At 59.1% G+C, this 22,423-nt stretch carries 22 protein-coding genes and 1 pseudogene; 9 read left to right on the top strand and 14 right to left on the bottom strand.

Annotated elements, in window-relative coordinates:
• Window positions 1-16 precede the first annotated feature (16 nt).
• The 5 genes from GTU76_RS03045 to GTU76_RS03025 all read right to left on the bottom strand — a co-directional run bounded on the left by GTU76_RS03045 (window position 17) and on the right by GTU76_RS03025 (window position 4,512).
• On the bottom strand, window positions 17-397 hold the full coding sequence (locus GTU76_RS03045; protein WP_003229509.1) for a RidA family protein: 381 nt from the start codon (window positions 395-397) through the stop codon (window positions 17-19).
• 24 nt (window positions 398-421) lie between these two features.
• Complete coding sequence (gene spoT / locus GTU76_RS03040) at window positions 422-2,527, bottom strand: bifunctional GTP diphosphokinase/guanosine-3',5'-bis pyrophosphate 3'-pyrophosphohydrolase (RefSeq protein ID WP_007920338.1); 2,106 nt, start codon at window positions 2,525-2,527, stop codon at window positions 422-424.
• Window positions 2,528-2,584: 57 nt separating this feature from the next.
• Window positions 2,585-2,848 (bottom strand): DNA-directed RNA polymerase subunit omega, encoded by a 264-nt coding sequence (gene rpoZ / locus GTU76_RS03035; RefSeq protein WP_016985812.1) that lies wholly within the window; start codon window positions 2,846-2,848, stop codon window positions 2,585-2,587.
• Window positions 2,849-3,015: 167 nt separating this feature from the next.
• Window positions 3,016-3,636: a guanylate kinase gene (gmk, locus tag GTU76_RS03030; RefSeq protein WP_180698044.1), complete on the bottom strand. Its 621-nt coding sequence runs from the start codon at window positions 3,634-3,636 to the stop codon at window positions 3,016-3,018.
• A gap of 12 nt (window positions 3,637-3,648) precedes the next feature.
• Window positions 3,649-4,512, bottom strand: coding sequence for a YicC/YloC family endoribonuclease (locus tag GTU76_RS03025; RefSeq protein ID WP_180698043.1), 864 nt, complete (start codon window positions 4,510-4,512; stop codon window positions 3,649-3,651).
• Window positions 4,513-4,781: 269 nt separating this feature from the next.
• On the opposite strand from GTU76_RS03025, the gene rph reads away from it, so the two are divergent.
• From rph to gltS, 3 genes are all read left to right on the top strand, one after another.
• Complete coding sequence (gene rph / locus GTU76_RS03020) at window positions 4,782-5,504, top strand: ribonuclease PH (RefSeq protein WP_016985814.1); 723 nt, start codon at window positions 4,782-4,784, stop codon at window positions 5,502-5,504.
• A gap of 28 nt (window positions 5,505-5,532) precedes the next feature.
• Entirely contained in the window at window positions 5,533-5,901 is a 369-nt protein-coding gene (locus GTU76_RS03015; RefSeq protein WP_007920344.1) for a DUF4870 domain-containing protein, read from the top strand.
• 363 nt (window positions 5,902-6,264) lie between these two features.
• Window positions 6,265-7,473 (top strand): sodium/glutamate symporter, encoded by a 1,209-nt coding sequence (gene gltS / locus GTU76_RS03010; protein WP_026000658.1) that lies wholly within the window; start codon window positions 6,265-6,267, stop codon window positions 7,471-7,473.
• A gap of 75 nt (window positions 7,474-7,548) precedes the next feature.
• Here gltS and GTU76_RS03005 read toward each other — a convergent pair whose 3' ends face one another.
• Window positions 7,549-8,328, bottom strand: a complete 780-nt coding sequence (locus tag GTU76_RS03005) for an exodeoxyribonuclease III (protein WP_007920349.1) — start codon at window positions 8,326-8,328, stop codon at window positions 7,549-7,551.
• An 82-nt stretch (window positions 8,329-8,410) separates the two neighbouring features.
• Here GTU76_RS03005 and pyrE point away from each other — a divergent pair, with 82 nt between their 5' ends.
• The gene (gene pyrE, locus GTU76_RS03000) at window positions 8,411-9,055 is read left to right on the top strand and encodes an orotate phosphoribosyltransferase (RefSeq protein WP_008078597.1); all 645 of its coding nucleotides are present in this window, start codon (window positions 8,411-8,413) and stop codon (window positions 9,053-9,055) included.
• Between the two features lie 169 nt (window positions 9,056-9,224).
• Here pyrE and argB read toward each other — a convergent pair whose 3' ends face one another.
• The 4 genes and pseudogenes from argB to coaBC form a co-directional block, all read right to left on the bottom strand.
• The gene (gene argB, locus GTU76_RS02995) at window positions 9,225-10,130 is read right to left on the bottom strand and encodes an acetylglutamate kinase (RefSeq protein ID WP_007954443.1); all 906 of its coding nucleotides are present in this window, start codon (window positions 10,128-10,130) and stop codon (window positions 9,225-9,227) included.
• A 17-nt stretch (window positions 10,131-10,147) separates the two neighbouring features.
• Window positions 10,148-11,524: pseudogene (locus GTU76_RS02990) on the bottom strand (phosphomannomutase/phosphoglucomutase); the annotation flags it as partial.
• A gap of 269 nt (window positions 11,525-11,793) precedes the next feature.
• Window positions 11,794-12,249 (bottom strand): dUTP diphosphatase, encoded by a 456-nt coding sequence (gene dut / locus GTU76_RS02985; RefSeq protein WP_016985816.1) that lies wholly within the window; start codon window positions 12,247-12,249, stop codon window positions 11,794-11,796.
• Between the two features lie 5 nt (window positions 12,250-12,254).
• Window positions 12,255-13,463 carry a bifunctional phosphopantothenoylcysteine decarboxylase/phosphopantothenate--cysteine ligase CoaBC gene (coaBC, locus tag GTU76_RS02980; RefSeq protein ID WP_007920365.1) on the bottom strand — a complete coding sequence of 403 codons (1,209 nt, stop codon included), beginning with the start codon at window positions 13,461-13,463 and terminating at the stop codon, window positions 12,255-12,257.
• Window positions 13,464-13,598: 135 nt separating this feature from the next.
• Between coaBC and radC the strand changes: the two genes are divergently transcribed.
• Window positions 13,599-14,273: a RadC family protein gene (radC, locus tag GTU76_RS02975; RefSeq protein WP_180698042.1), complete on the top strand. Its 675-nt coding sequence runs from the start codon at window positions 13,599-13,601 to the stop codon at window positions 14,271-14,273.
• A 133-nt stretch (window positions 14,274-14,406) separates the two neighbouring features.
• On the opposite strand, the gene GTU76_RS02970 is transcribed toward radC, so the two are convergent.
• The gene (locus tag GTU76_RS02970) at window positions 14,407-15,993 is read right to left on the bottom strand and encodes an ABC transporter substrate-binding protein (protein ID WP_175552667.1); all 1,587 of its coding nucleotides are present in this window, start codon (window positions 15,991-15,993) and stop codon (window positions 14,407-14,409) included.
• A gap of 448 nt (window positions 15,994-16,441) precedes the next feature.
• Between GTU76_RS02970 and rpmB the strand changes: the two genes are divergently transcribed.
• Window positions 16,442-16,675 carry a 50S ribosomal protein L28 gene (gene rpmB, locus GTU76_RS02965; RefSeq protein WP_007920377.1) on the top strand — a complete coding sequence of 78 codons (234 nt, stop codon included), beginning with the start codon at window positions 16,442-16,444 and terminating at the stop codon, window positions 16,673-16,675.
• A gap of 11 nt (window positions 16,676-16,686) precedes the next feature.
• On the top strand, window positions 16,687-16,842 hold the full coding sequence (rpmG, locus tag GTU76_RS02960) for a 50S ribosomal protein L33 (protein WP_007894709.1): 156 nt from the start codon (window positions 16,687-16,689) through the stop codon (window positions 16,840-16,842).
• 76 nt (window positions 16,843-16,918) lie between these two features.
• On the opposite strand, the gene GTU76_RS02955 is transcribed toward rpmG, so the two are convergent.
• Complete coding sequence (locus GTU76_RS02955) at window positions 16,919-17,128, bottom strand: hypothetical protein (protein ID WP_007920378.1); 210 nt, start codon at window positions 17,126-17,128, stop codon at window positions 16,919-16,921.
• 158 nt (window positions 17,129-17,286) lie between these two features.
• Entirely contained in the window at window positions 17,287-17,649 is a 363-nt protein-coding gene (locus tag GTU76_RS02950) for a cupin domain-containing protein (RefSeq protein WP_016985820.1), read from the bottom strand.
• Between the two features lie 239 nt (window positions 17,650-17,888).
• Between GTU76_RS02950 and GTU76_RS02945 the strand changes: the two genes are divergently transcribed.
• Both GTU76_RS02945 and GTU76_RS02940 read left to right on the top strand, forming a co-directional pair.
• Window positions 17,889-19,382 carry an aldehyde dehydrogenase gene (locus tag GTU76_RS02945; RefSeq protein ID WP_180698041.1) on the top strand — a complete coding sequence of 498 codons (1,494 nt, stop codon included), beginning with the start codon at window positions 17,889-17,891 and terminating at the stop codon, window positions 19,380-19,382.
• 188 nt (window positions 19,383-19,570) lie between these two features.
• Window positions 19,571-20,713: an MFS transporter gene (locus GTU76_RS02940; protein WP_016985822.1), complete on the top strand. Its 1,143-nt coding sequence runs from the start codon at window positions 19,571-19,573 to the stop codon at window positions 20,711-20,713.
• Between the two features lie 87 nt (window positions 20,714-20,800).
• Here the strand turns inward: GTU76_RS02940 and GTU76_RS02935 are convergent, their stop codons facing one another.
• Window positions 20,801-22,369: a phospholipase D-like domain-containing protein gene (locus tag GTU76_RS02935; protein WP_180698040.1), complete on the bottom strand. Its 1,569-nt coding sequence runs from the start codon at window positions 22,367-22,369 to the stop codon at window positions 20,801-20,803.
• Window positions 22,370-22,423 lie beyond the last annotated feature (54 nt).

Genomic DNA, 22,423 nt, shown 5'->3' with positions numbered 1-22,423 from the left:
GGCCGCGCCGTGCGCATCACTCGATGACCAGAATGGCATCCATTTCAACCTGCGAGCCCTTCGGCAGGGCAGCTACGCCGATGGCGGCGCGGGCCGGGTATGGCTGGTCGAAGTACTTGCCCATGATCTCGTTGACCTTGGCGAAGTGGCTCAGGTCGGTGAGGAAGATGTTCAGTTTGACGATGTCCTTGAACGAACCGCCAGCGGCTTCGGCCACGGCTTTGAGGTTCTCGAACACCTGGACGGTCTGGGCTTCGAAGCCTTCAACCAGTTCCATGGTTTTTGGGTCCAGAGGAATCTGGCCCGACATGTAAACGGTGTTGCCGGCCTTGATCGCCTGGGAGTAAGTACCGATGGCGGCCGGGGCCTTGTCGCTGGTGATAACAGTCTTGGTCATGTATGACTCCTTGTAATGGTTGAGTTATGCACGCATGCGGGTGATGCGGATCACCCCGGTCAGGGCGCGCAGCTTCTTGATCACGCGGGCCAGGTGCACACGATCGTGGACGCTGACCACCAACTGGACCACGCTGATGCGACCATCGCGTTCGTCCATGCTGATTTTTTCGATATTGCCGTCGGCTGCGTTGACGCTGCTGGCCAGCAGGGCGATCAGGCCGCGCTGGTGTTCCAGCTCGACGCGCAGTTCGACGTTGAATTCGCCGGTGACATCCTTGGCCCACGAGAGCTGGATGCATTTTTCCGGGTTGTGCCGGATTTCGCTGATGTTGCGGCAGTTGTCGAGGTGCACGACCATGCCTTTGCCCGCCGACAGGTGCCCGACGATCGGGTCGCCCGGGATCGGCGTGCAGCATTTGGCGTAGCTCAGCACCAGACCTTCGGTGCCGCGAATCGCCAGCGGGCCTTCCGGGCTTGGCAGCTGTTCGCCTTCGCCGAGCAGGCGGCGGGCAACGACGTAAGCCATGCGGTTGCCGAGGCCAATGTCTTCGAGCAAATCTTCGATCAGTTCGAGGCGGTACTCGGTGAGCATTGCTTTGACGCGTTCAGCCGGGATCTTCTCCAGCGAGCTGTCGAAACCGTTGAGGACTTTGTTCAGCAGGCGTTCGCCGAGGCTGATGGATTCGGAGCGGCGTTGCAGTTTCAGCGCGTGGCGGATGTGCGTGCGCGCCTTGCCGGTGACCACGAAATTAAGCCATGCCGGATTCGGTCGTGCGCCCGGAGCGCTGACGATTTCGACCGTGGAGCCGCTTTGCAGCGGTTCGGACAGCGGCGCGAGACGACGGTTGATCCGGCAGGCGATGCAGCTGTTGCCGACGTCGGTGTGCACCGCGTAGGCAAAGTCGACCGCCGTAGAGCCTTTCGGCAGCTCCATGATCCGGCCTTTGGGCGTGAACACGTAGACCTCGTCCGGGAACAGGTCGATCTTCACGCTTTCGATGAATTCCAGCGAGTTGCCGGCACGCTGCTGCATTTCCAGCACGCCTTTGACCCACTGGCGGGCGCGGGCGTGAGTGCCTTTCGGCTGCTCGTCACCGCTGGATTTGTACAGCCAATGGGCGGCGATGCCGTTGTTGGCCATCTCTTCCATTTCGCGGGTGCGGATCTGGATCTCGATCGGTACGCCGTGCATGCCGAACAGTGTGGTGTGCAGCGACTGATAGCCGTTGGCCTTGGGAATCGCGATGTAATCCTTGAAGCGCCCCGGCAACGGTTTGTACAAATTATGTACAGCACCCAGTACGCGGTAGCAGGTATCGACCTTGTCGACGATGATCCGGAACGCATAGACGTCCATGATCTCGTTGAAGGCCCGACGCTTGCCGCGCATTTTCTTGTAGATGCCGTAGAGGTGTTTCTGGCGACCGCTGACTTCGCCCTGGATGCCGTCGATAGCGAGGCAATGGCCAAGGGATTCTTCGATCTTGTTGACGATTTCCTTGCGGTTGCCCCGGGCGCGCTTGACCGCCTGGTAGATCCGCGCGGAACGCATCGGGTGCATGGCCTTGAAGCCGAGGTCTTCGAATTCGATGCGGATCGCATGCATGCCCAGCCGGTTGGCGATGGGCGCGTAGATTTCGAGGGTTTCCTTGGCGATCCGGCGGCGTTTTTCGCCGGACAGCACTTCCAGCGTGCGCATGTTGTGCAGGCGGTCGGCAAGCTTGACCAGGATCACACGAATGTCGCGCGCCATGGCCATGGCCATTTTCTGGAAGTTTTCAGCCTGGGCTTCGGCCTTGGTCTCGAAATTCATCTGGGTCAGTTTGCTGACCCCGTCGACCAGTTCGGCCACGGTTTCACCGAACTGCGCTTGCAGCGCTTCTTTGGCGATACCGGTGTCTTCGATCACGTCATGCAGCATCGCGGCCATCAGGCTCTGATGGTCCATGTGCATGTCGGCAAGAATATTGGCCACGGCAAGAGGATGCGTGACGTACGCCTCGCCACTGCGACGGCGTTGACCGTCATGGGCTTGTTCGGCGTAGAAATACGCTCGGCGGACCAGGTTGACCTGGTCATTGCCGAGGTAGGTCGATAAGCGATCGGCGAGGGCGTCTATGCTCGGCATGATGACTCCTGCCGTAAGCTGTGATCCCGCGCCGTGCTACGTCGACCAGGCATAGGCTTAGACGGCCTCGTTGGACTCGTCCTCGAACGCTGCGAACAGCGGCTCATCCTGGACGATTTCCTGCTCGGCGATGAACTCGTAGCTCATCAGGCCTTCAGCGATTTCACGCAGGGCGACAACAGTCGGCTTGTCGTTTTCCCACTGGACCAGTGGCTCTTTGCCGCCGGTGGCCAGTTGACGGGCACGCTTGGTGGACAGCATGACCAGTTCAAAACGGTTTTCCACGTGGTTCAGGCAGTCTTCAACGGTTACGCGGGCCATGGTATTCCTCGGAGCGAATGCAATATGCGCGCTGCCCGGGTGGGCGAGCGGACTGAGCAGTTTAAAAAATCACCAGCGATTAGGGAAGCGCTGATTTTTTGACCAGACCCTTCGACGCGCTGCAAGTACCAATGTAAAGCGCTTGCAGCGGTTTTGGGAAGTGCTGATTAACCGAGCAATTCGGCCAGCAATTTGCCGAAACATACCTGCTGGCGTTTCTGCTGGAGTTGATTGGCGCGGAAAATCGCCTTCAGATCGTCCAGTGCGTGAGCAAAATCGTCGTTGATGATCAGGTAGTCGTACTCGACATAGTGACTCATCTCGCTGACCGCTTCGCGCATCCGGCCGTCGATGATCTCATCGCTGTCCTGGCCGCGGTTGGTCAGGCGCTGGTGCAGGGCCTGAAGCGACGGCGGCAGGATAAAGATCGAGCGTGCTTGCGGCATCAGCTTGCGTACTTGCTCGGCGCCTTGCCAGTCGATTTCCAGAATCAGGTCGTGACCTTCGTCCAGCGTCTGCTGCAGGCGGCTTTGCGAGGTGCCGTAGAAGTTGCCGAAGACTTCGGCGCGTTCGAGGAAGTCGCCATGCTCGCCCATCTTCACGAACTCTTCGCGGGTCACGAAGTGATAGTTCACGCCGTCCACTTCACCCGGGCGCATGGCGCGAGTAGTGTGGGAAACCGAAACGCGAATTTCCGGTATGGCGTCGGTCAAGGCCTTGACCAGGCTGCTCTTGCCCGCGCCCGATGGCGCGGAAATGATGTACAGGGTGCCGGTGCTGTGGGTCATGTCGGGGTAGCCTTACTCAATATTCTGCACTTGTTCGCGCATCTGCTCGATCAACACCTTGAGGTTGACGGCGGCTTGGGTGCTGCGCGGGTCGAAGGCCTTGGAGCCCAGTGTGTTGGCTTCGCGGTTGAGTTCCTGCATCAGGAAGTCCAGGCGCCGACCGGCGGCACCACCGGATTTGAGCACCCGGCGCACTTCGATGATGTGGGTGCTCAAGCGATCCAGTTCTTCGGCCACGTCGCTCTTTTGCGCGAGGATGACCATTTCCTGTTCGAGACGCTGCGGATCCAGTTCGGCCTTCATGTCGGCGAAGCGATCGAGGACTTTCTGGCGCTGGGTCGCAAGCATTTGCGGCACCAGTTCACGCAGGGTCACCACGTCTTCTTCAATGGAGGTCAGGCGTTCGTTGATCAGGCGTGCCAGCTCCGCGCCTTCGCGCTCGCGGCCAGCCTTCAGCTCTTTCAGGCCTTGATTGAACAGGGCCAGCGCGTCGGCGTTCAATGCCTGCGGGTCGGTCGCATCGCCTACCAGCACGCCGGGCCAGGCCAGCACTTCCAGCGGACTCAATGCGGCAGGATTCTTGATCAGACCAGCGACCGTCTCAGCGGCGGCGACCAACTGCGCGGCGCGCTCGCGATCGATTTGCAGTGTTTTGCCGGTGCTTTCTTCGGTGAAACGCAGGGTGCATTCGAGTTTGCCTCGCGACAGGCCCTGACGCAGCGCTTCACGTACCGCGCCTTCGAGGTCGCGAAACGACTCCGGCAGGCGCAGGTGGGGCTCCAGATAGCGGCTGTTGACCGAGCGCAGCTCCCAGCTCAGGGTGCCCTGTGCGCCGGCTTTTTCGACGCGGGCGAAGGCGGTCATGCTGTGCACCATGGCGGTGACCTCGCAATGCAGATCGGCGCGAAACGTGAATTTCGCGAGCGCGATATGAATGAATTTAAGCCGACTGGCAACAAAGGCGCAGGATTGTAGCGCAGTGCGGCGAATGCGCCCAAACACACGGTGTGACAAAGGGCTGCAGCCCGTCGGTAATGGGTGTTTCAGGGCCTTCGGTCGTCGCCCGGGTTTTTAACGAGTGCCCAGTCGCGGTGCAGGGCTCTATAATGCTCGGCAGTTTTCCGTCCCCAGTACAGGTATTCCCTATGAAACGTCCAAGTGGTCGCGCTGCCGATCAGCTCCGCTCGATCCGCATTACCCGCAACTACACCAAACACGCCGAGGGATCCGTACTGGTCGAATTCGGTGATACCAAAGTCATCTGCACCGTCAGCGTCGAAAACGGCGTGCCGCGTTTCCTCAAGGGCCAGGGGCAGGGTTGGTTGACTGCCGAATACGGCATGCTGCCGCGCGCCACTGGCGAGCGTAACCAGCGTGAAGCGAGCCGTGGCAAGCAGGGCGGTCGCACCCTGGAAATCCAGCGTCTGATCGGCCGTTCCCTGCGCGCGGCGCTGGACATGTCCAAGCTGGGCGACGTGACCCTGTACGTCGACTGCGACGTGATCCAGGCCGACGGTGGTACTCGCACGGCTTCGATCACCGGTGCCATGGTTGCGCTGGTTGATGCGCTGAAAGTGATCAAGAAGCGTGGTGGCCTGAAGGGCGGCGATCCGCTCAAGCAGATGATTGGTGCCGTGTCGGTCGGTATGTATCAGGGCGAGGCCGTGCTGGATCTGGACTATCTTGAAGATTCCGCTGCCGAGACCGACCTCAACGTCGTGATGACCAGCACCGGTGGCTTCATCGAAGTACAGGGCACCGCTGAAGGCGCGCCGTTCCAGCCTGAAGACTTGAACGCCATGCTGGAGCTGGCCAAGCAGGGCATGAACGAAATCTTCGAACTGCAAAAGGCTGCACTGGCCGACTGAGCAGGTTGATAACCGCAAGGAGGACGCGATGAGTGACGAGCAAGAGCTGCTGCCCAAACCGAGCCAGGAGGTTCGCCAATGGGCGATGTTTTGTCACTTGTCCGCCTTGCTGGGGATCTGGATTCCGTTCGGCAATCTGATCGGACCGTTGATCCTCTGGCAGATGAAGCGCGAAACGGACCCGTTCATCGATGCTCAAGGTAAAGAGGCGCTGAATTTTCAGATCACCGTCGCCATCGCATCGTTGATCTGCTTCCTGCTGATGGTGCTGATCATCGGGTTCTTTCTGCTGGGAATACTGGCTATCGGCGCACTGGTTTTGACGATCATTGCGGGGGTGAAGGCTAATGAAGGCTTCCCGTACCGATATCCGTTTACCTGGCGGTTGATCAAATAAAAGCTCGCCCAGTTTAAAAATGCCCTGACATGTCAGGGCATTTTTATTTGCGCAACTAAAGTAATCTCTTTGGTGTGTAGGAATAATCTTGTTGCGATGAGTGGCAAGTAATATTTTATATCAATGGCGTAATTACACTTTTGGTCACAACTGTAGTGCCTTGGTTCTGGTTCATATCCTTGGAATCACAGATGGCGATTGTTAAAGTTGCCGGGCTAATATTTCTCCTGAAATATTAAGATATATTCAAGCCATCGAAGGCTCTTGAATTCCACAGTAATCAGTGTTGAGACAATCAGCCGGTTCATGAGGCGAGCACAGGTAAAAAGTTCGCCTCTGAATATATAATCAAGAATAATTCCAATGATTCAGCTCGATTTTTACGGAACACTTGTGGCCGCTTCTCTAGTGCTTCTACTAGGGCGCGGGCTAGTCAGGCGTGTTGGTTTCATGCGCAGTTATAATATTCCTGAGCCTGTAGCGGGCGGCCTGGTAGTTGCCCTGACTTTATTGCTGCTGCGAACATTCGATATTGAAGTTCGTTTTGATACTTCTCTGCAGACACCGCTGATGCTGGCCTTTTTTGCCACCATCGGTCTGAGCGCAGACTTTGCCAGTCTGAAGAAAGGTGGCCGGATCGTCGGGATATTTCTGCTGGCGGTCACTGGGCTGTTGGTGGTGCAGAATGCGATGGGGATCGGGCTGGCAAAAATACTCGGGCTCGACCCGTTGATGGGGCTGCTGACAGGATCCATTACCTTGGCGGGCGGCCATGGCACGGGTGCTGCGTGGGGTACGGTATTTAGCGAGAAGTACGGTCTGGCCTCCGCTTCCGAGCTGGCAATAGCCTCCGCGACGTTTGGTCTGGTGCTGGGCGGCCTGATTGGTGGACCGGTTGCGCGCCTGCTCATCAAGCGTGTGGAGGTCCCTGGCTGCAATCAGCAGGAAGCGCCGCGACTGCCAAAGGGTTTTGAACAGCCGAACAAGGAGCGCTCAATCACGCCCTTCTCGTTTATCGAGACCCTGGCACTGATCGCCATCAGCCTGTTGGCCGGTAACCTGATCAATGGTTGGCTGCAAGGGACTGCGCTCGAATTGCCGACGTTCGTTTGTGTGCTGTTTGTAGGCGTGGTGCTGCGCAATGGTCTTTCAGCGCTGGGCTTGTATCAGGTGTTTGAGCGTGAAGTCTCGGTACTGGGCAATGTCAGCCTGTCGCTGTTTCTGGCGATCGCCCTGATGTCGCTCAAGTTGTGGGATCTGGCTGCACTGGCGTTGCCGATTTTCATCATCCTGGCGGTGCAGGCGCTGGTCATGGCGCTGTTCGCGATCTTCGTGACGTTCCGGGTGATGGGCCGCAATTACGATGCGGCAGTGTTGGCGGCGGGGCATTGCGGTTTTGGCCTGGGCGCCACGCCGACCGCGATTGCCAATATGCAAGCGGTCACGCAGCGCTACGGTCCCTCGCAGATCGCGTTTCTGGTGGTGCCGATGGTTGGCGCGTTCTTCATCGACATTATTAATGTCATCGTGATCAAGCTCTACCTGGCCTTGCCGTTCTTCGCCGCTGTTTGAACCTGACTCGAACGGATGCGCAAAAAAATGCCCGTATCTTGCGATACGGGCATTTTTTCAACTTCGAACCAACGCTTAGATGGTCAGCGTCCAATCGTAGTCGACGATCAGCGGCGCGTGTTGCGAGAACCGTGGCTGACGCGGCAGGCGTGCGCTGCGCACGAAGCGCCGCAGCCCTGGGGTCAGGATCTGATAGTCGAAGCGCCAGCCCAGATTGAGCATCTCGGCCTGTTCGTTATCCGGCCACCAGCTGTACTGGTCGCCTTCACGGCTGACTTCGCGCAGGGCATCGACATAGCCCATGTTGCCGACAATCTCGTCCATCCAGGCGCGTTCTGGCGCCAGGAAGCCCGGGGATTGCTGGCTGTCGCGCCAGTTCTTGATGTCGAGCTTCTGCTGCGCCACGTACAGCGAGCCACAATAAATGTACTCGCGACGTTTGCGTCGCTGTTTGTCCAGGTACTTGCCGAAGTCGTCCATGAGCTTGAACTTCTGGTTCAAGTCCTCATCGCCGTTCATCCCCGAAGGGAGCAGCAAGGTGGCAATACTGACTTTGTCGAAATCTGCTTGCAGGTAGCGCCCGTAGCGGTCGGCCGTCTCGAAACCGAGACCGCTGATGACAGCCTTCGGTTGCAACCGCGAATACAAAGCCACGCCGCCTTGGGCAGGGACTTCAGCATCGCAGGCATAAAGGAAGTAGCCATCCAGTTGGAAGGCTGGGTCATCCAGTTCAAAGGCGGAGGCACGGGTGTCCTGCAGGCAGATGACGTCGGCATTCTGTGCTTGCAGCCAACTGAGCAAACCACGCTCGACTGCCGCCTGAATACCATTGACGTTCACACTGATGATCCGCATAAATGGCCCCAAAAATCGCGTGCGTGTATGATACACGGCGTCAAGCTAATTAGCTAAATCCGTGGTATTTGGGGTTTTTTTCATGCAAGCGTATCAGCGCGATTTCATTCGTTTTGCCATCGATCGCGGCGTTTTGCGCTTCGGTGAGTTCACCCTGAAGTCCGGGCGCACCAGTCCTTACTTCTTCAACGCCGGCCTGTTCAACTCGGGTTCGGCCCTGGCGCAGTTGGGGCGTTTCTACGCTGCAGCCATTGCCGAGAGCGGCATTCCCTTCGACGTTCTGTTTGGCCCGGCCTACAAAGGCATTCCGTTGGCGGCGACTACTGCTGTCGCGCTGGCCGAACATCACGACCGCGATCTGCCGTGGTGCTTCAACCGCAAGGAAGCCAAGGCCCACGGCGAGGGCGGTAGTCTGGTCGGTGCTCCGTTGACTGGCGACGTGTTGATCATCGACGACGTGATCACCGCTGGTACGGCAATCCGCGAAGTGATGCAGATCATCGCTTCCCAGGACGGCGCCAAAGCTGCGGGCGTGCTGATCGCGCTGAACCGTCAGGAGCGTGGCAACGGCGAGTTGTCGGCGATCCAGGAAGTCGAGCGCGACTTTGGCATCCCGGTGATCAGCATTGTGTCGCTGAATCAGGTGCTGGAATTCCTCGCCGATGATCCGCAGCTCAAGCAACACCTGCCAGCCGTGGAAGCTTATCGCGCGCAGTTCGGCGTCTAGCGGCGGAGCACTGTGGGAGCGAGCCTGCTCGCGAAGAGGCCTTCACATTCAATATTGATGTGATGCAGAGACCGCTTTCGCGAGCAAGCTCGCTCCCACAGGGATTGCAGTGCAAAAAAAAGACCCCGCTCAGCCAGGCTGAGCGGGGTCTTTTTGTTTGCGCTAAAGCTTACGGACGCTTGCGATTGCTGATCAACGTGCCCACACCGGTGTCGGTGAAGATTTCCAGCAGGATCGCATTCGGTACGCGACCATCGATGATCAACGAGCTACCTACGCCGCCCTGAACCGCTTCCAGTGCGCAACGGATCTTCGGCAGCATGCCGCCGTAAATAGTGCCGTCGGCGATCAGATCATCGACCTGCTGCGTGCTCAGGCCAGTCAACACGGTGCCCGACTTGTCCATCAGGCCAGCAATGTTGGTCAGCAGCATCAGCTTCTCGGCTTTCAGCGCCTCGGCGACTTTACCGGCCACCAGATCGGCGTTGATGTTGTACGACTCGCCGTTCTCACCCACGCCGATCGGTGCAATCACCGGGATGAAGTTGCCTTTGACCAGCAGGTTCAGCAACTCGGTGTTGATGCCGACCACTTCGCCGACATGACCGATGTCGATGATTTCCGGCTGAGTCATCTCCGGGGTCTGACGGGTGACGGTGAGCTTCTTCGCGCGAATCAGCCCGGCATCTTTACCGGTCAGGCCGATGGCACTGCCACCGTGACGGTTGATCAGGTTGACAATGCTTTTGTTGACCTGACCGCCCAAGACCATTTCCACCACGTCCATGGTCGCCGCGTCCGTGACGCGCATGCCATCGACGAAGTGGCTTTCGATCGACAGGCGCTTGAGCAGATCACCGATCTGCGGGCCGCCGCCGTGCACGACCACCGGGTTGATGCCCACGGCTTTCATCAGCACGATGTCGCGGGCGAAGCCGGTTTTCAGCTCCTCGCTTTCCATCGCGTTGCCGCCGTATTTGATCACCAGAGTCTTGCCGACATAGCGTCGGATGTAAGGCAGCGCTTCGGACAGGACCTTGGCAGTGTTGGCGGCGGCATCGCGTTCGAGGGTCATTCAGGGCTCCGGGTGGATCAGAACGGTAGTTGGAGATCAGGGGCAACGCGTTTCAATTGGGCGTGGAACACGTCCTTGATGCGCTGTAGTTCAGCCTCGTCATCGGCCTCGAAGCGCAGCACCAGCACCGGAGTGGTGTTGGACGCGCGCACCAGGCCCCAGCCTTTGGCGTAATCGACTCGCACGCCGTCGATGGTGGTCAGGTCAGCGCCTGCGCCCCACTGTGCGTCGTGCAGTGCATCAATGATGCTGAATTTGCTCTCTTCGGTCACATGGATATTGATTTCCGGCGTAGAAATATCGTTCGGGAAGGTCGCAAACAGCTCTTCCGCGGTGGATTTTTCCTTGCTGAGGATCTCCAGCAGACGTGCGGCGCTGTAGATGCCGTCGTCGAAACCGAACCAGCGCTCCTTGAAGAAGATGTGCCCGCTCATTTCACCGGCCAACAGCGCGCCGGATTGTTTCATTTTCTTTTTGATCAACGAATGGCCCGTCTTCCACATTAGCGGCCGACCACCGTATTCCTTGATCAGCGGCACCAGACGACGGGTGCATTTGACGTCGAAGATGATTTCCGCGTCCGGGTTGCGTGCGACTACGTCACGGGCAAACAGCATCAGCAGACGATCCGGGTAGACGATGCTGCCGGTGTTGGTCACCACACCGACGCGGTCGCCGTCGCCATCGAAGGCCAAACCGATGTCGGCGTTGGTTTCCTTGACCTTGGCGATCAGGTCAACGAGGTTTTCAGGCTTGCCCGGATCCGGGTGGTGGTTCGGGAAGTTACCGTCGACTTCGCAGAACAGCGGGATGACTTCGCAGTTCAGCGCCTCGATCAATTGCGGGGCGATCACGCCGGCCGCGCCATTGCCGCAGTCAACCACGACTTTCATGCGTCGGGCCAGTTTGATGTCCTGGACGATTTCGGTGTTGTAGCGGTCGAGGATTTCGACCTGGGTGACACTGCCCGTGCCGCTGCTCAAGTTGTTGGTCTTGAGGCGTTCATGCAGGGCCTGAATCTGTTCGTTGGCGAGGGTGTCGCCGGCGATGACGATCTTGAAACCGTTGTAGTTCGACGGGTTGTGGCTACCGGTGAGCATTACGCCGGATTTACCGGCCAGCACGTTGGCGGCGTAGTACAGCGCCGGCGTCGGCACCAGGCCGACATCGCTGACGTGGCAGCCGCTCTCGGCGATACCGCGAATCAGTTCTGCAACCAGCTCCGGGCCGGACAGGCGACCGTCGCGACCGACGGACACATTCGGCTCGCCTTGGGCCAGGCTCTGCGAACCGATGGCACGGCCGATCCAGTAAGCGGTCTCGGCATTGAGGAATTCCGGCACGGTGCCGCGAATGTCATAGGCGCGGAAAATGCTGTCGGGCAGCTTCGGGGCAATCTTGGCTGGGGTGCTCATCTGCACAAATGCTCCATCTAGAAAGGGGCGGGACAGACCGACGAATCGTTCGACGGCAGGCTCAAACTGAAGGGTATGACGGCGTTTTTCACAGAGAGTTCGTGGTGTGAAAGGGCCATGACACCTCGGCTGGCGTGGCTCTGGGCCGGCAAAACCTTGATTTACGGTGTTAAACCTTTCAGCTGATCTGTCTGAAATTTTCCCCTGTAGAAGCAGCCTGCGGCAGCTCCTGCAGGAGATGACAGCGGTTACTTGGTGCCGGTGTGGCCAAAGCCGCCGGTGCCGCGTTCGGTTTCGACGAACTCTTCAACCATTTCGAAGTGCGCCTGCACCACCGGTACCAGCACCAGTTGCGCCAGGCGTTCGCCGACGGTCATGGTGAAATCGGTCTGGCCACGGTTCCAGCACGACACCATCAGTGGGCCCTGGTAATCGGAGTCGATCAAACCGACGAGATTGCCCAGCACGATGCCGTGCTTATGGCCCATGCCCGAGCGTGGCAGGATCAGCGCGGCAAGGTTCGGGTCGCCGATGTAGACCGACAGACCGGTGGGGATCAGCACGGTTTCACCCGGTTTGATCACGATGTCCTGTTCCAGCATGGCGCGCAGGTCGAGGCCGGCGGAGCCCGGGGTGGCGTATTGCGGCAGCGGGAATTCGGTACCGATGCGTGGGTCGAGGATCTTGGCTTGCAAAGCGTGCATGTAAATTAAACCTGGTTCAGACGTTCGGCGATAAAAGTGACCAGTTGGCGAGCGATCTTGCTCTTGCTGGTCTGGGCGAAAACCGTGGCGTGCAGCGCACGGTCAATCACGCTGCAGGCGTTTTCTTCGCTGTTGAAACCGATGCTCGGATTGGCGACGTCGTTGGCGACGATCAAATCGAGATTCTTGTCCTTCAGCTTGCGTGCAGCGTAGTCGAGCAGATGTTCGGTCTCGGCGGCGAAGCCGACACTGAACGGACGGTCGGGACGGGTCGCGATGGTGGCCAGGATGTCCGGGTTGCGCACCATTTGCAGGACGAAGCCGTCGCCGCTCGTAGGGTCTTTCTTCAATTTCTGCGGGGCAACGACTTCCGGGCGGTAGTCCGCTACGGCTGCCGAGGCGATGAACACGTCGCACGGGATCGCCGATTCGCAAGCCGCGAGCATGTCGCGGGCACTGACTACGTCGATGCGCGTGACGCGATCTGGCGTTGGCAGGTGCACCGGGCCGCTGATCAGGGTCACGCGGGCGCCGGCCTCAACCGCAGCTTCAGCGAGGGCAAAGCCCATTTTGCCGGAGCTGTGGTTGGTGATGTAGCGCACCGGGTCGATGTTTTCCTGGGTCGGACCGGCGGTGATCACCACGTGCTTGCCGGTCAATGCTTGACGCTGAAAGCAGTCCGCCGCGCATTGTGCGAGGTCGGTGGCTTCCATCATCCGGCCCATGCCAACGTCGCCGCAGGCCTGACTGCCAGACGCCGGGCCGAAGGTCTTCAGGCCACGGCTTTCCAGGAGTTGCAGGTTGGCCTGGGTCGCCGGATCGCGCCACATCGCCTGATTCATCGCCGGCGCGACAGCGACAACAGCGTCGGTGGCCAGCACCAGCGTGGTCAGCAAATCGTTGGCAATGCCTTGCGCCAGACGCGCGATCAGGTCGGCGGTGGCCGGGGCGATCAGCACCAGATCTGCCCATTTCGCCAGCTCGATGTGGCCCATCGCGGCTTCTGCGGCCGGGTCGAGCAAGTCGAGGTGCACCGGGTGCCCGGACAAGGCCTGCATGGTCAGCGGGGTGATGAACTCGGCGCCGCCATGGGTCATGACCACGCGCACTTCGGCGCCCTGGTCGATCAGGCGACGAACCAGATCGGCGCTCTTGTAGGCAGCGATACCGCCGCCGACGCCCAGAACGATGCGTTTCCGATACAGCCGCTGCATAGGTCTGCCTTTCATTTCGTGGGTGGCATACGTGGCGAAACCCCCTCCCCAGGGTGAATTCGCCCGCAAAAAAGATGGGCTACGATATCACAGCGACCGCTACGGAACAGCGGCGCCCACAGACAGGGAATGTGTATGAGTATTCGCGATTGGCCTGCGGCGGAACGCCCGCGGGAAAGGTTATTGGAGCACGGGGCAGCGAGCCTTTCGGACGCTGAGTTATTGGCCATTTTTCTGCGCACCGGATTGCCCGGAATCAGCGCCGTGGACCTGGCGCGCAATCTGTTGACTCAATTCGGCAGCCTGCGTTTGCTGCTTGAGGCCGATCAGGACGCATTCAGCAAACAATTGGGGCTCGGGCCGGCGAAGTTTGCGCAACTGCAAGCCGCTCAAGAAATGAACAGGCGGCATCTGGCTGAGAAATCACGGCAGAAACCAGCCCTGGAAAACCCTCAGGTTGTTCGCGATTATCTGAAAGCGATGCTGCGTCACGAGCCGCATGAGGTGTTTGGTTGCCTGTTTCTCGACTCCAAACATCAGGTATTGACCTTCGAGATACTGTTTCGCGGCTCCATCGACAACACCAGCGTGCATCCCCGCGAGGTGGTTAAGCGATGTTTGGCCAATAACGCGGCGGCGTTGATCCTGTGCCACAACCATCCATCGGGGAATACCGACCCCAGTCAGGCAGATCGGCTGCTGACCAAGCGCCTGCAGAAGGCGCTGGAGCTGATTGATGTGCGGGTTCTGGATCACTTCATCGTCGGCGATGGTGAACCGCTGTCGATGGCTGAGTGTGGCTGGATGTAAAGCTTAGGGGGAAACGCTAAACCCCTGTAGGAGTGAGCCTGCTCGCGATAGCAATTTTCCAGTCACCGAATGGGTTGACTGAAATGACGCCATCGCGAGCAGGCTCACTCCTACAGGTGACGTGCCGGGCAGGTTATTTCAGGTTGACCTTGGAATAGTCCTGCCGGCCAAACGGGCTCACGGAGTAACCCTGCACATCCTTACGCGTAAGCGCATACGCCGTCGGGTGCGCCAGCGGCAGCCACAACGCCTGCTGCTGAATCTGCGCTTGCGCCTGCTCGTACAACTTGGTGCGCACACCTTGTTCGCTGGTGGTCTTGCCGGCGCTGATCAGCTTGTCCAGATCGGCATTGCAGTAACGGGCGAAGTTGGTGCCCGACTTGACCGCGGCGCAGGAAAACTGCGGCGTGAGGAAGTTGTCCGGGTCGCCGTTATCACCGGCCCAGCCCATGAACAGCAGATCATGCTCGCCGGCCTTGGCGCGGCGAATCAATTCACCCCACTCGATCACGCGGATTTCCGCCTGAATACCGATTTCCGCCAGATCCGACTGAAGCATCTGCGCACCGAGGCTTGGATTCGGGTTGAGCAGGCTGCCCGACGGACGCGTCCAGATGGTGGTCTGGAAGCCGTCCTTCAGTCCGGCCTTGGCCAACAGCGCCTTGGCTTTGGCGACATCGTGAGGATACCCCGGCAGATTTTTCGCGTAGCTCCAGGTGTTCGGTGGGTAAGGGCCATTGGCCGCTTCGGCGGTGCCTTCAAACACTGCTTTGATGTAGTTGGCCTTGTCGAAGGCGAGGTTGATCGCCTGACGCACTTCCGGCTTGTCCAGCGGCGGATGCTGGCTGTTGATGCCAACGAAAGCGGTCATGAACGCGTCAGTTTTTTCGACTTTTAGCGTCGGCTCCTTCAGCGCGGCCTGTACGTCGAGTGGTTTCGGCGAGAGGGCGATCTGGCATTCGTTGCGCCGTAGCTTTTGCAGGCGCACGTTGGCGTCCGGCGTGATGGCGAAGATCAACGGATCGACCGCAGGCTTGCCGCCGAAGTAGTCCGGGTTGGCCTTGTAGCGGATCGCCGCGTCTTTCTGGAAACGGTTGAACACGAACGGGCCGGTGCCGATCGGCTGGCTGTTGAGCTTGTCCGTCGCCCCGGCCTTCATCAGTTTGTCGGCGTATTCGGCGGAGTAGATCGAGGCGAAGCCCATGCTCAAGGTCGCCAGGAACGTAGAGTCCGGGTGATCGAGGGTGAAGCGCACGGTCAGCGGATCGAGTGCGTCAATCTTCTTGATCAGCGCGGGCAACTGCATCGACTGGGCATGGGGGAAGCCGCTCTGCGCGACCTTGTGCCACGGGTTGGCCGGGTCGAGCATGCGGTCGAAGCTGAATTTGACGTCTTCGGCAGTCAGCTCGCGGCTCGGCTTGAAGTAGTCGGTCGTATGAAACTTCACTTGCGGATGAAGCTTGAACACATACGTCAGGCCATCGGTACTGACTTCCCAACTGTCGGCCAGGCTCGGCACGACCTTGCCACTGGCGGTGTCGAAATCCACCAGGCGATTCATCAGCACATCGGCCGAGGCGTTGGTGGTGGTCAGCGAGTTGTATTGCACCACGTCGAACCCTTCCGGGCTGGCCTCGGTACAGACGCTCAGCGCGGCGGCCTGGGCCAGAGGGCTCAGCAGGAGCGGGGCGAGCAACAGGGGTAGGGCAGCGAGGCGCATGGTCGGTTTCCTTTTACAGATCGAAGGCCCATCTGCAAGTGCAGTCTGGAAAAGGCCTACCCTAGAGGGCTGGATTACAAATGACTATCCCCTTTTTGTATTTTCGGGGCACAGTGATGGCGGTTTTTCAGACCACGTGGCGCAGCTTGAAGTCTGAATCGCACGCAAGGATGGTTTTCTGCGACGAGTGGTAAAATCCGCTGCCAGCCTTTATCCAAGGCGTCCGCAGGCCAAAAAAGCGCCTTTTTGTGGATTGATTGCACACCGAATGTTGTTGCACCCCAGTCTTTCTGGTATAAAGCAGCGCTCTTTTCTAGGGGCCCGGTTCCTTCACTGTAGGTGTAGCCGGTAAGACCTCTAAAGAAACGCGGCGCCTGGCGCCAAATGACTGAGAGATTAAGCGGCCAACCCATGCCGGGTTGGGCATGTGGTTTTAGAGGGCTGAGGCATGTCGAGAGTATGTCAAGTTACCGGTAAGGGTCCGGTGACTGGGAATAACATTTCCCACGCAAACAACAAAACCCGTCGTCGTTTCCTGCCGAACCTGCAGCATCACCGCTTCTGGGTTGAAGAAGAGAAACGTTTTGTGCGTCTGCGCGTATCTGCCAAAGGCATGCGTATCATCGACAAGCGTGGCATCACTGTCGTGCTCGCCGAACTTCGCCGCGATGGCAAGATTTAAGGGAGCTAATCATGCGTGAATTGATTCGTTTGATCTCGAGCGCCGGTACTGGTCACTTCTACACTACCGACAAGAACAAGCGTACTACCCCGGACAAAATCGAGATCAAGAAATTTGATCCGGTTGTTCGCAAGCACGTGATCTACAAGGAAGGCAAAATCAAGTAATTGATTTTTCCCGACTTACGAAAAAGGCCCGTATCTCACGATACGGGCCTTTTTTGTTGCCTTGAAGCCTGATCGATCAACCACAGATCAGTTCAATGATCTCGTTTTTCTCGTTGACCAGGACTCTGATGCGGTCCGCATCAGTGCGCAGGTTGTACATGCCGTCCGGCACTTCGAGGCGATGCTTTGTTACTCCGGCTGCGTTGCGCACAGCGAGCAGATTGTCAGTAGTAGCAACATCACCGAGGAAAAATTGCGCGTTGTAGAGATTGCATTGGCTGGACATTGTGCCTCCTTGCTTTGGTTTGAGTTGAGGCCCCTATTCATCGAATCAGACTAACCTCCTGGTTTGACTGATCTTTTCTCGATTCCTAAGCGCCCAGCCGAAGTTTCACTCAAATCTGCTGGATATGCCTTACCCTGCTCGTCACCGTGTGTGTAGGATCAGCTTTTCTGTTCAAAGATCACATAGACCTTGCGGCAAGCCTCCAGCACTTCCCAAGTGCCACGAAACCCCGCCGGAATCACAAACCGGTCACCAACGCGCAACGTCTTGGCATTGCCCTCACCATCACGCAGCACCGAAACGCCCTGCAAAATCTCGCAGTACTCATGCTCGGTGTAATTCACTGTCCATTGCCCAACCGCACCTTCCCACACGCCAACGCCCATTTGCCCACACGGACTGTCGTATTGATGGAACACGGCTTGCTCCGGGTCACCCTTGAGCACTTTCGCTGGATCCGGACGATAGCGTTCGGCTTCGCTGCTGGTCAGGCTGATGTCGACGACGTTCTGGATGTTCATTGTTGTTATCCCCCGTGAATACGGCGCGATTGGCTGGAAAGGGCAAAAGTCTATGTTGATTAAAATCAACACCGCAAGGCCGTATGGCCGCCTTATGTCAAATATATTGAAACAACCCCGGCCGCTGGTTTAGGGTGGCGGGTGCCTCTGGCCGAAAAAACGGCCGGCCGGGCAGAATTCTTGAGGACGCTGGCGAAGATCGCGCGGCGCTCGTATTCAACAAGCGGAGGACACTCGAAATGACCACCCTGACTCGTGCCGACTGGGAACAACGCGCCCGCGACCTGAAAATCGAAGGCCGCGCTTACCTTAATGGCGAATACACCGACGCCGTCTCCGGCGAAACCTTCGAGTGCATCAGCCCGGTCGATGGCCGTCTGCTCGGCAAGATTGCCAGCTGTGACGCCGCCGATGCCCAGCGCGCTGTGGAAAACGCCCGCGCTACTTTCAATTCCGGCGTCTGGTCGCGCCTGGTACCGACCAAGCGCAAAGCCACCATGATCCGTTTCGCCGGCCTGCTGAAACAGCACGCCGAAGAGTTGGCCCTGCTCGAAACCCTCGACATGGGCAAGCCGATCAGCGATTCGCTGTACATCGACGTTCCGGGCGCGGCGCAAGCGCTGAGCTGGAGCGGTGAAGCGATCGACAAGATTTACGACGAAGTGGCGGCGACTCCGCACGACCAGCTCGGTCTGGTGACCCGCGAGCCGGTAGGCGTGGTCGGCGCCATCGTGCCGTGGAATTTCCCGCTGATGATGGCCTGCTGGAAACTCGGCCCGGCGCTGTCGACCGGTAACTCGGTGATCCTCAAACCATCGGAAAAATCCCCGCTGACCGCCATCCGCATCGCCGCGCTGGCGGTTGAAGCCGGGATCCCGAAAGGCGTGCTCAACGTGCTGCCCGGCTACGGTCACACCGTCGGCAAGGCGTTGGCCCTGCACAACGATGTCGACACGCTGGTGTTCACCGGTTCGACCAAGATCGCCAAGCAACTGATGATCTACTCCGGCGAATCGAACATGAAGCGCGTCTGGCTGGAAGCCGGCGGCAAGAGCCCGAACATCGTCTTTGCCGATGCGCCGGACCTGCAAGCGGCTGCCGAATCCGCCGCCAGCGCTATCGCCTTCAATCAGGGCGAAGTCTGCACCGCCGGTTCGCGTCTGCTGGTCGAGCGTTCGATCAAGGACACATTCCTGCCGATGGTGATCGAGGCGCTGAAAACCTGGAAACCGGGCAATCCGCTGGACCCGGCGACCAACGTCGGTGCGCTGGTCGATACCCAGCAGATGAACACCGTGCTGTCGTACATCGAATCCGGTCATACCGATGGCGCCAAACTGGTCGCTGGCGGGAAGCGCATTCTGCAGGAAACCGGTGGCACTTATGTTGAGCCAACGATTTTCGACGGCGTGAGCAACGCGATGAAGATCGCTCAGGAAGAGATCTTCGGCCCGGTGCTGTCGGTCATCGCTTTCGATACCGCTGAAGAAGCGATCCAGATTGCAAACGACACGCCTTACGGTTTGGCCGCTGCGGTCTGGACCCAGGACATCTCCAAGGCGCACCTGACCGCCAAGGCTCTGCGTGCCGGTAGCGTGTGGGTCAACCAGTACGATGGTGGTGACATGACCGCACCGTTCGGCGGCTTCAAGCAGTCGGGCAACGGCCGCGACAAGTCGCTGCACGCGTTCGACAAGTACACCGAGCTGAAGGCGACGTGGATCAAGCTGTAAGCCGCTGAGGGGAGCCTGATTCAATCAGGCTCCCAAACCAGACAGAGATCCCCTGTGGGAGCGAGCTTGCTCGCGAATGCGGTGTATCAGTCAGCAAATCTGCTGAATGTGAAACCGTATTCGCGAGCAAGCTCGCTCCCACAGTGGTTTTGTGGTGCACATAAAAATAATCCACAGGAGCGTGGAACATGCGGTGGGCGACGTATTTCGCCGTGTTGGCGTCTGTCTTGAGTGTCGGCCTGGCCCTGGGGGTCAGCATGCCGTTGGTGTCGTTGCGCCTGGAGGGTTGGGGTTACGGCTCTTTCGCCATCGGTGTGATGGCGGCGATGCCGGCGATAGGCGTGTTGTTGGGCGCGAAGATTTCCAGTCATCTGGCGGCACGCTTCGGCACCGCTAATCTGATGCGTCTGTGCCTGTGGGCCGGGGCGCTGTCGATCGGCTTGCTGGCGCTGTTGCCGAGTTACCCGATCTGGTTGGTGCTGCGCCTGATGATCGGGGTGATCCTGACCATCGTGTTCATCCTCGGTGAGAGCTGGATCAATCAACTGGTGGTAGAACACTGGCGCGGTCGCCTGGTGGCGCTGTATGGCAGCAGCTATGCGTTGAGCCAGCTGTCGGGGCCGTTGCTGTTGGGCGCGCTGGGCACCGAGCATGATTACGGCTTTTGGGTCGGTGTCGGTTTGCTGCTGGTTTCACCGTTGCTGTTACTCGGTCGCAGCGGCGCGCCGAGCAGTGAGGCCAGCAGCGTGACGTTCCGCGATCTTTGGGGATTCGCGCGCGAGCTGCCGGCAATTGCCTGGGCGGTGTCGTTGTTTGCCGCGTTCGAGGCAATGATCCTGACGTTGCTGCCGGTGTATTGCCTGCAACAGGGCTTCACCGCTGAGATCGCCCTAGCGATGGTCAGCACCGTGGTGGTCGGCGATGCGTTGCTGCAGTTGCCGATTGGCGCGTTGGCCGATTACTTGTCGCGGCGTACGTTGTTTGCCGGCTGTGCGGTGGTGTTGATGGTGTCGAGTCTGGCGATTCCGCTGTTGCTCGATACGCTGCTGATCTGGCCGCTTTGGGTATTGTTCGGGGCGAGTGCTGGCGGACTGTTCACCCTGTCGCTGATTCTGATTGGCGAGCGTTATCGTGACGATGCGCTTGTGCGGGCGAACGCGCACATTGCGCAGTTGTGGGGTGTAGGTTGTCTGGTCGGGCCGCTTGCGGCCGGGGCGGGCAGCCAGTGGATCAGCGGCCATGCGTTGCCTTTGTTGATGGCGATTGGGGCCTTTGGTTTGGTGATTCTGCTCTTGCGCCAAGGGGCGTTTGGCACAGCTCAGACGGCTTGAAGTCAAAAGATCGCAGCCTTCGGCAGCTCCTACAGGAGGAATGCATTTCAACTGTAGGAGCTGCCGAAGGCTGCGATCTTTTGCTTTTTAAAGCATGCGTTCCAGGCCGACAGTGGTGCTGAACCACGCATTGAAGCGTCGCCACCAACTCCCCGGTTCCTTGGTCAGGGTATGCATCTGGCCGTTGTCTTCGGTGACCCAGACAATCTGGCCATCCTGCAATTTCGCCTCATAGCTCAGTGCTGGCGCCATGCCCTGCAAGGCCAGTTCGCGAACATGTTCGGCCAGTTCGGGGCTGTCGACCAACACCCCGACTTCGGTATTCCACAGCACCGAGCGCGGGTCGAAGTTGAATGAGCCGATAAACGATTTCTGCCGATCAAAGATCATTGCTTTGCTGTGCAGGCTTGAGTCCGAACCACGAAACGACTTGCTGTAAAACACATGCGGGCCGCTGCCATAGTTATCCCCAGGCTGACGGCGCAGTTCATACAACTTCACGCCATGCTCCAGCAACGCCTTGCGATACGGTGCATAGCCGCCATGCACCGCCGGTACATCGGTGGCCTCCAGCGCGTTGGTCAGCAGGCTCACCGAGACGCCGGCATCGGCGCGACCGGTCAGGTACACCAGCCCTGGCTGGCCCGGCACGAAGTATGCCGAAATCATGATCAGCTCTTTGCTCACGCCTCTGAGCTCGGGTGCCAGTTGCGTGGTCAGCAGCAATTGTGGATCCGGCTCACCCTTGGACAAGACCTTGCTCGGCGCGTCCCACAATGCCTGATTCCACGCCCAGATCAGCTCTTTGCGCCAGATGTCCATGCGCGGCTCGGTCTTGAACGTCATCAGCTGCTGATACAGCGCGTGATTCTGTTTGCGCGTTTCTTCCAGCGATTCTTCCAGGCGTGTGCGGGTGTTCTCCAGGTCCTTGGCGGTCGGTTGGCTGGTAAGGAATTCGTCGATCGGTTTGCTCAGCGCGCTGTTCCAGTATTGGTCGAAACTGTGCCCGAGCTGCTCGGCCACCGGCCCGACACTGAGCATGTCGATGTCGGTGAAATTCAGGTTTGGCTCGGCGTCGAAATATTCATCGCCCAGATTTCGTCCGCCGACGATGGCCGCACTGTTGTCCGCCAGCCAGAGCTTGTTATGCATGCGTCGATGCTGCAGCGACAGGTTGAACAGGCGTCCGGCTGCGCGCGTTACGCCGGTGCTGCGCCCCAGATGCAGCGGGTTGAACAGGCGAATCTGAATCTGCGGATGCGCTGCGAGTGTGGCGATGATCTGGTCGAGGCCATCGCTGGTGGTGTCGTCGAGCAGGATGCGCACGCGCACGCCGCGGTCGGCAGCCTTGAGCAGTTCCTCCACCAGCATTCGCGTGCTGATACCGTCATGGACGATGTAGTACTGCAGATCGAGACTGGTCTGGGCGTTACGGATCAGCTCGGCGCGGGCGGTGAACGCCTCGCTGCTGTTGGACAGCAGGCGAAACCCCGAGCGGCCTTGATAGGGCGCCGCTTGCGCCTGAATCGAACGGCCGAAGCTGGAATCGGCCGCTGGCAAGGCCTGACTTGGCTCGCGCGGCACATCGAAACTGGCACAACCGCTCAGGAACGAGGCGAGTAACAGCAAAGCGAGTAGGGGCTGTCTGAAGCTCACGTAGGATCGTTCCGGTTGGCGGCAGGGGTCGGCATATGGACGCTGGTCTCTGGA

It is taken from the genome of Pseudomonas crudilactis, assembly GCF_013433315.1.
Lineage (GTDB): Bacteria > Pseudomonadota > Gammaproteobacteria > Pseudomonadales > Pseudomonadaceae > Aquipseudomonas > Aquipseudomonas crudilactis.
This window is presented reverse-complemented; position numbering and strand designations above follow the sequence as displayed.

Excerpts from the sequence above, each read along its gene's own strand:
- GTU76_RS03045 (WP_003229509.1), bottom strand. The coding sequence starts at position 397 with ATGACCAAGACTGTTATCACCAGCGACAAGGCCCCGGCCGCCATCGGT.
- spoT (WP_007920338.1), bottom strand. The coding sequence starts at position 2,527 with ATGCCGAGCATAGACGCCCTCGCCGATCGCTTATCGACCTACCTCGGC.
- rpoZ (WP_016985812.1), bottom strand. The coding sequence starts at position 2,848 with ATGGCCCGCGTAACCGTTGAAGACTGCCTGAACCACGTGGAAAACCGT.
- gmk (WP_180698044.1), bottom strand. The coding sequence starts at position 3,636 with ATGACCCACAGCACCGGCACCCTGTACATCATTTCCGCGCCATCGGGC.
- GTU76_RS03025 (WP_180698043.1), bottom strand. The coding sequence starts at position 4,512 with ATGGTGCACAGCATGACCGCCTTCGCCCGCGTCGAAAAAGCCGGCGCA.
- rph (WP_016985814.1), top strand. The coding sequence starts at position 4,782 with ATGAAACGTCCAAGTGGTCGCGCTGCCGATCAGCTCCGCTCGATCCGC.
- GTU76_RS03015 (WP_007920344.1), top strand. The coding sequence starts at position 5,533 with ATGAGTGACGAGCAAGAGCTGCTGCCCAAACCGAGCCAGGAGGTTCGC.
- gltS (WP_026000658.1), top strand. The coding sequence starts at position 6,265 with ATGATTCAGCTCGATTTTTACGGAACACTTGTGGCCGCTTCTCTAGTG.
- GTU76_RS03005 (WP_007920349.1), bottom strand. The coding sequence starts at position 8,328 with ATGCGGATCATCAGTGTGAACGTCAATGGTATTCAGGCGGCAGTCGAG.
- pyrE (WP_008078597.1), top strand. The coding sequence starts at position 8,411 with ATGCAAGCGTATCAGCGCGATTTCATTCGTTTTGCCATCGATCGCGGC.
- argB (WP_007954443.1), bottom strand. The coding sequence starts at position 10,130 with ATGACCCTCGAACGCGATGCCGCCGCCAACACTGCCAAGGTCCTGTCC.
- dut (WP_016985816.1), bottom strand. The coding sequence starts at position 12,249 with ATGCACGCTTTGCAAGCCAAGATCCTCGACCCACGCATCGGTACCGAA.
- coaBC (WP_007920365.1), bottom strand. The coding sequence starts at position 13,463 with ATGCAGCGGCTGTATCGGAAACGCATCGTTCTGGGCGTCGGCGGCGGT.
- radC (WP_180698042.1), top strand. The coding sequence starts at position 13,599 with ATGAGTATTCGCGATTGGCCTGCGGCGGAACGCCCGCGGGAAAGGTTA.
- GTU76_RS02970 (WP_175552667.1), bottom strand. The coding sequence starts at position 15,993 with ATGCGCCTCGCTGCCCTACCCCTGTTGCTCGCCCCGCTCCTGCTGAGC.
- rpmB (WP_007920377.1), top strand. The coding sequence starts at position 16,442 with ATGTCGAGAGTATGTCAAGTTACCGGTAAGGGTCCGGTGACTGGGAAT.
- rpmG (WP_007894709.1), top strand. The coding sequence starts at position 16,687 with ATGCGTGAATTGATTCGTTTGATCTCGAGCGCCGGTACTGGTCACTTC.
- GTU76_RS02955 (WP_007920378.1), bottom strand. The coding sequence starts at position 17,128 with ATGTCCAGCCAATGCAATCTCTACAACGCGCAATTTTTCCTCGGTGAT.
- GTU76_RS02950 (WP_016985820.1), bottom strand. The coding sequence starts at position 17,649 with ATGAACATCCAGAACGTCGTCGACATCAGCCTGACCAGCAGCGAAGCC.
- GTU76_RS02945 (WP_180698041.1), top strand. The coding sequence starts at position 17,889 with ATGACCACCCTGACTCGTGCCGACTGGGAACAACGCGCCCGCGACCTG.
- GTU76_RS02940 (WP_016985822.1), top strand. The coding sequence starts at position 19,571 with ATGCGGTGGGCGACGTATTTCGCCGTGTTGGCGTCTGTCTTGAGTGTC.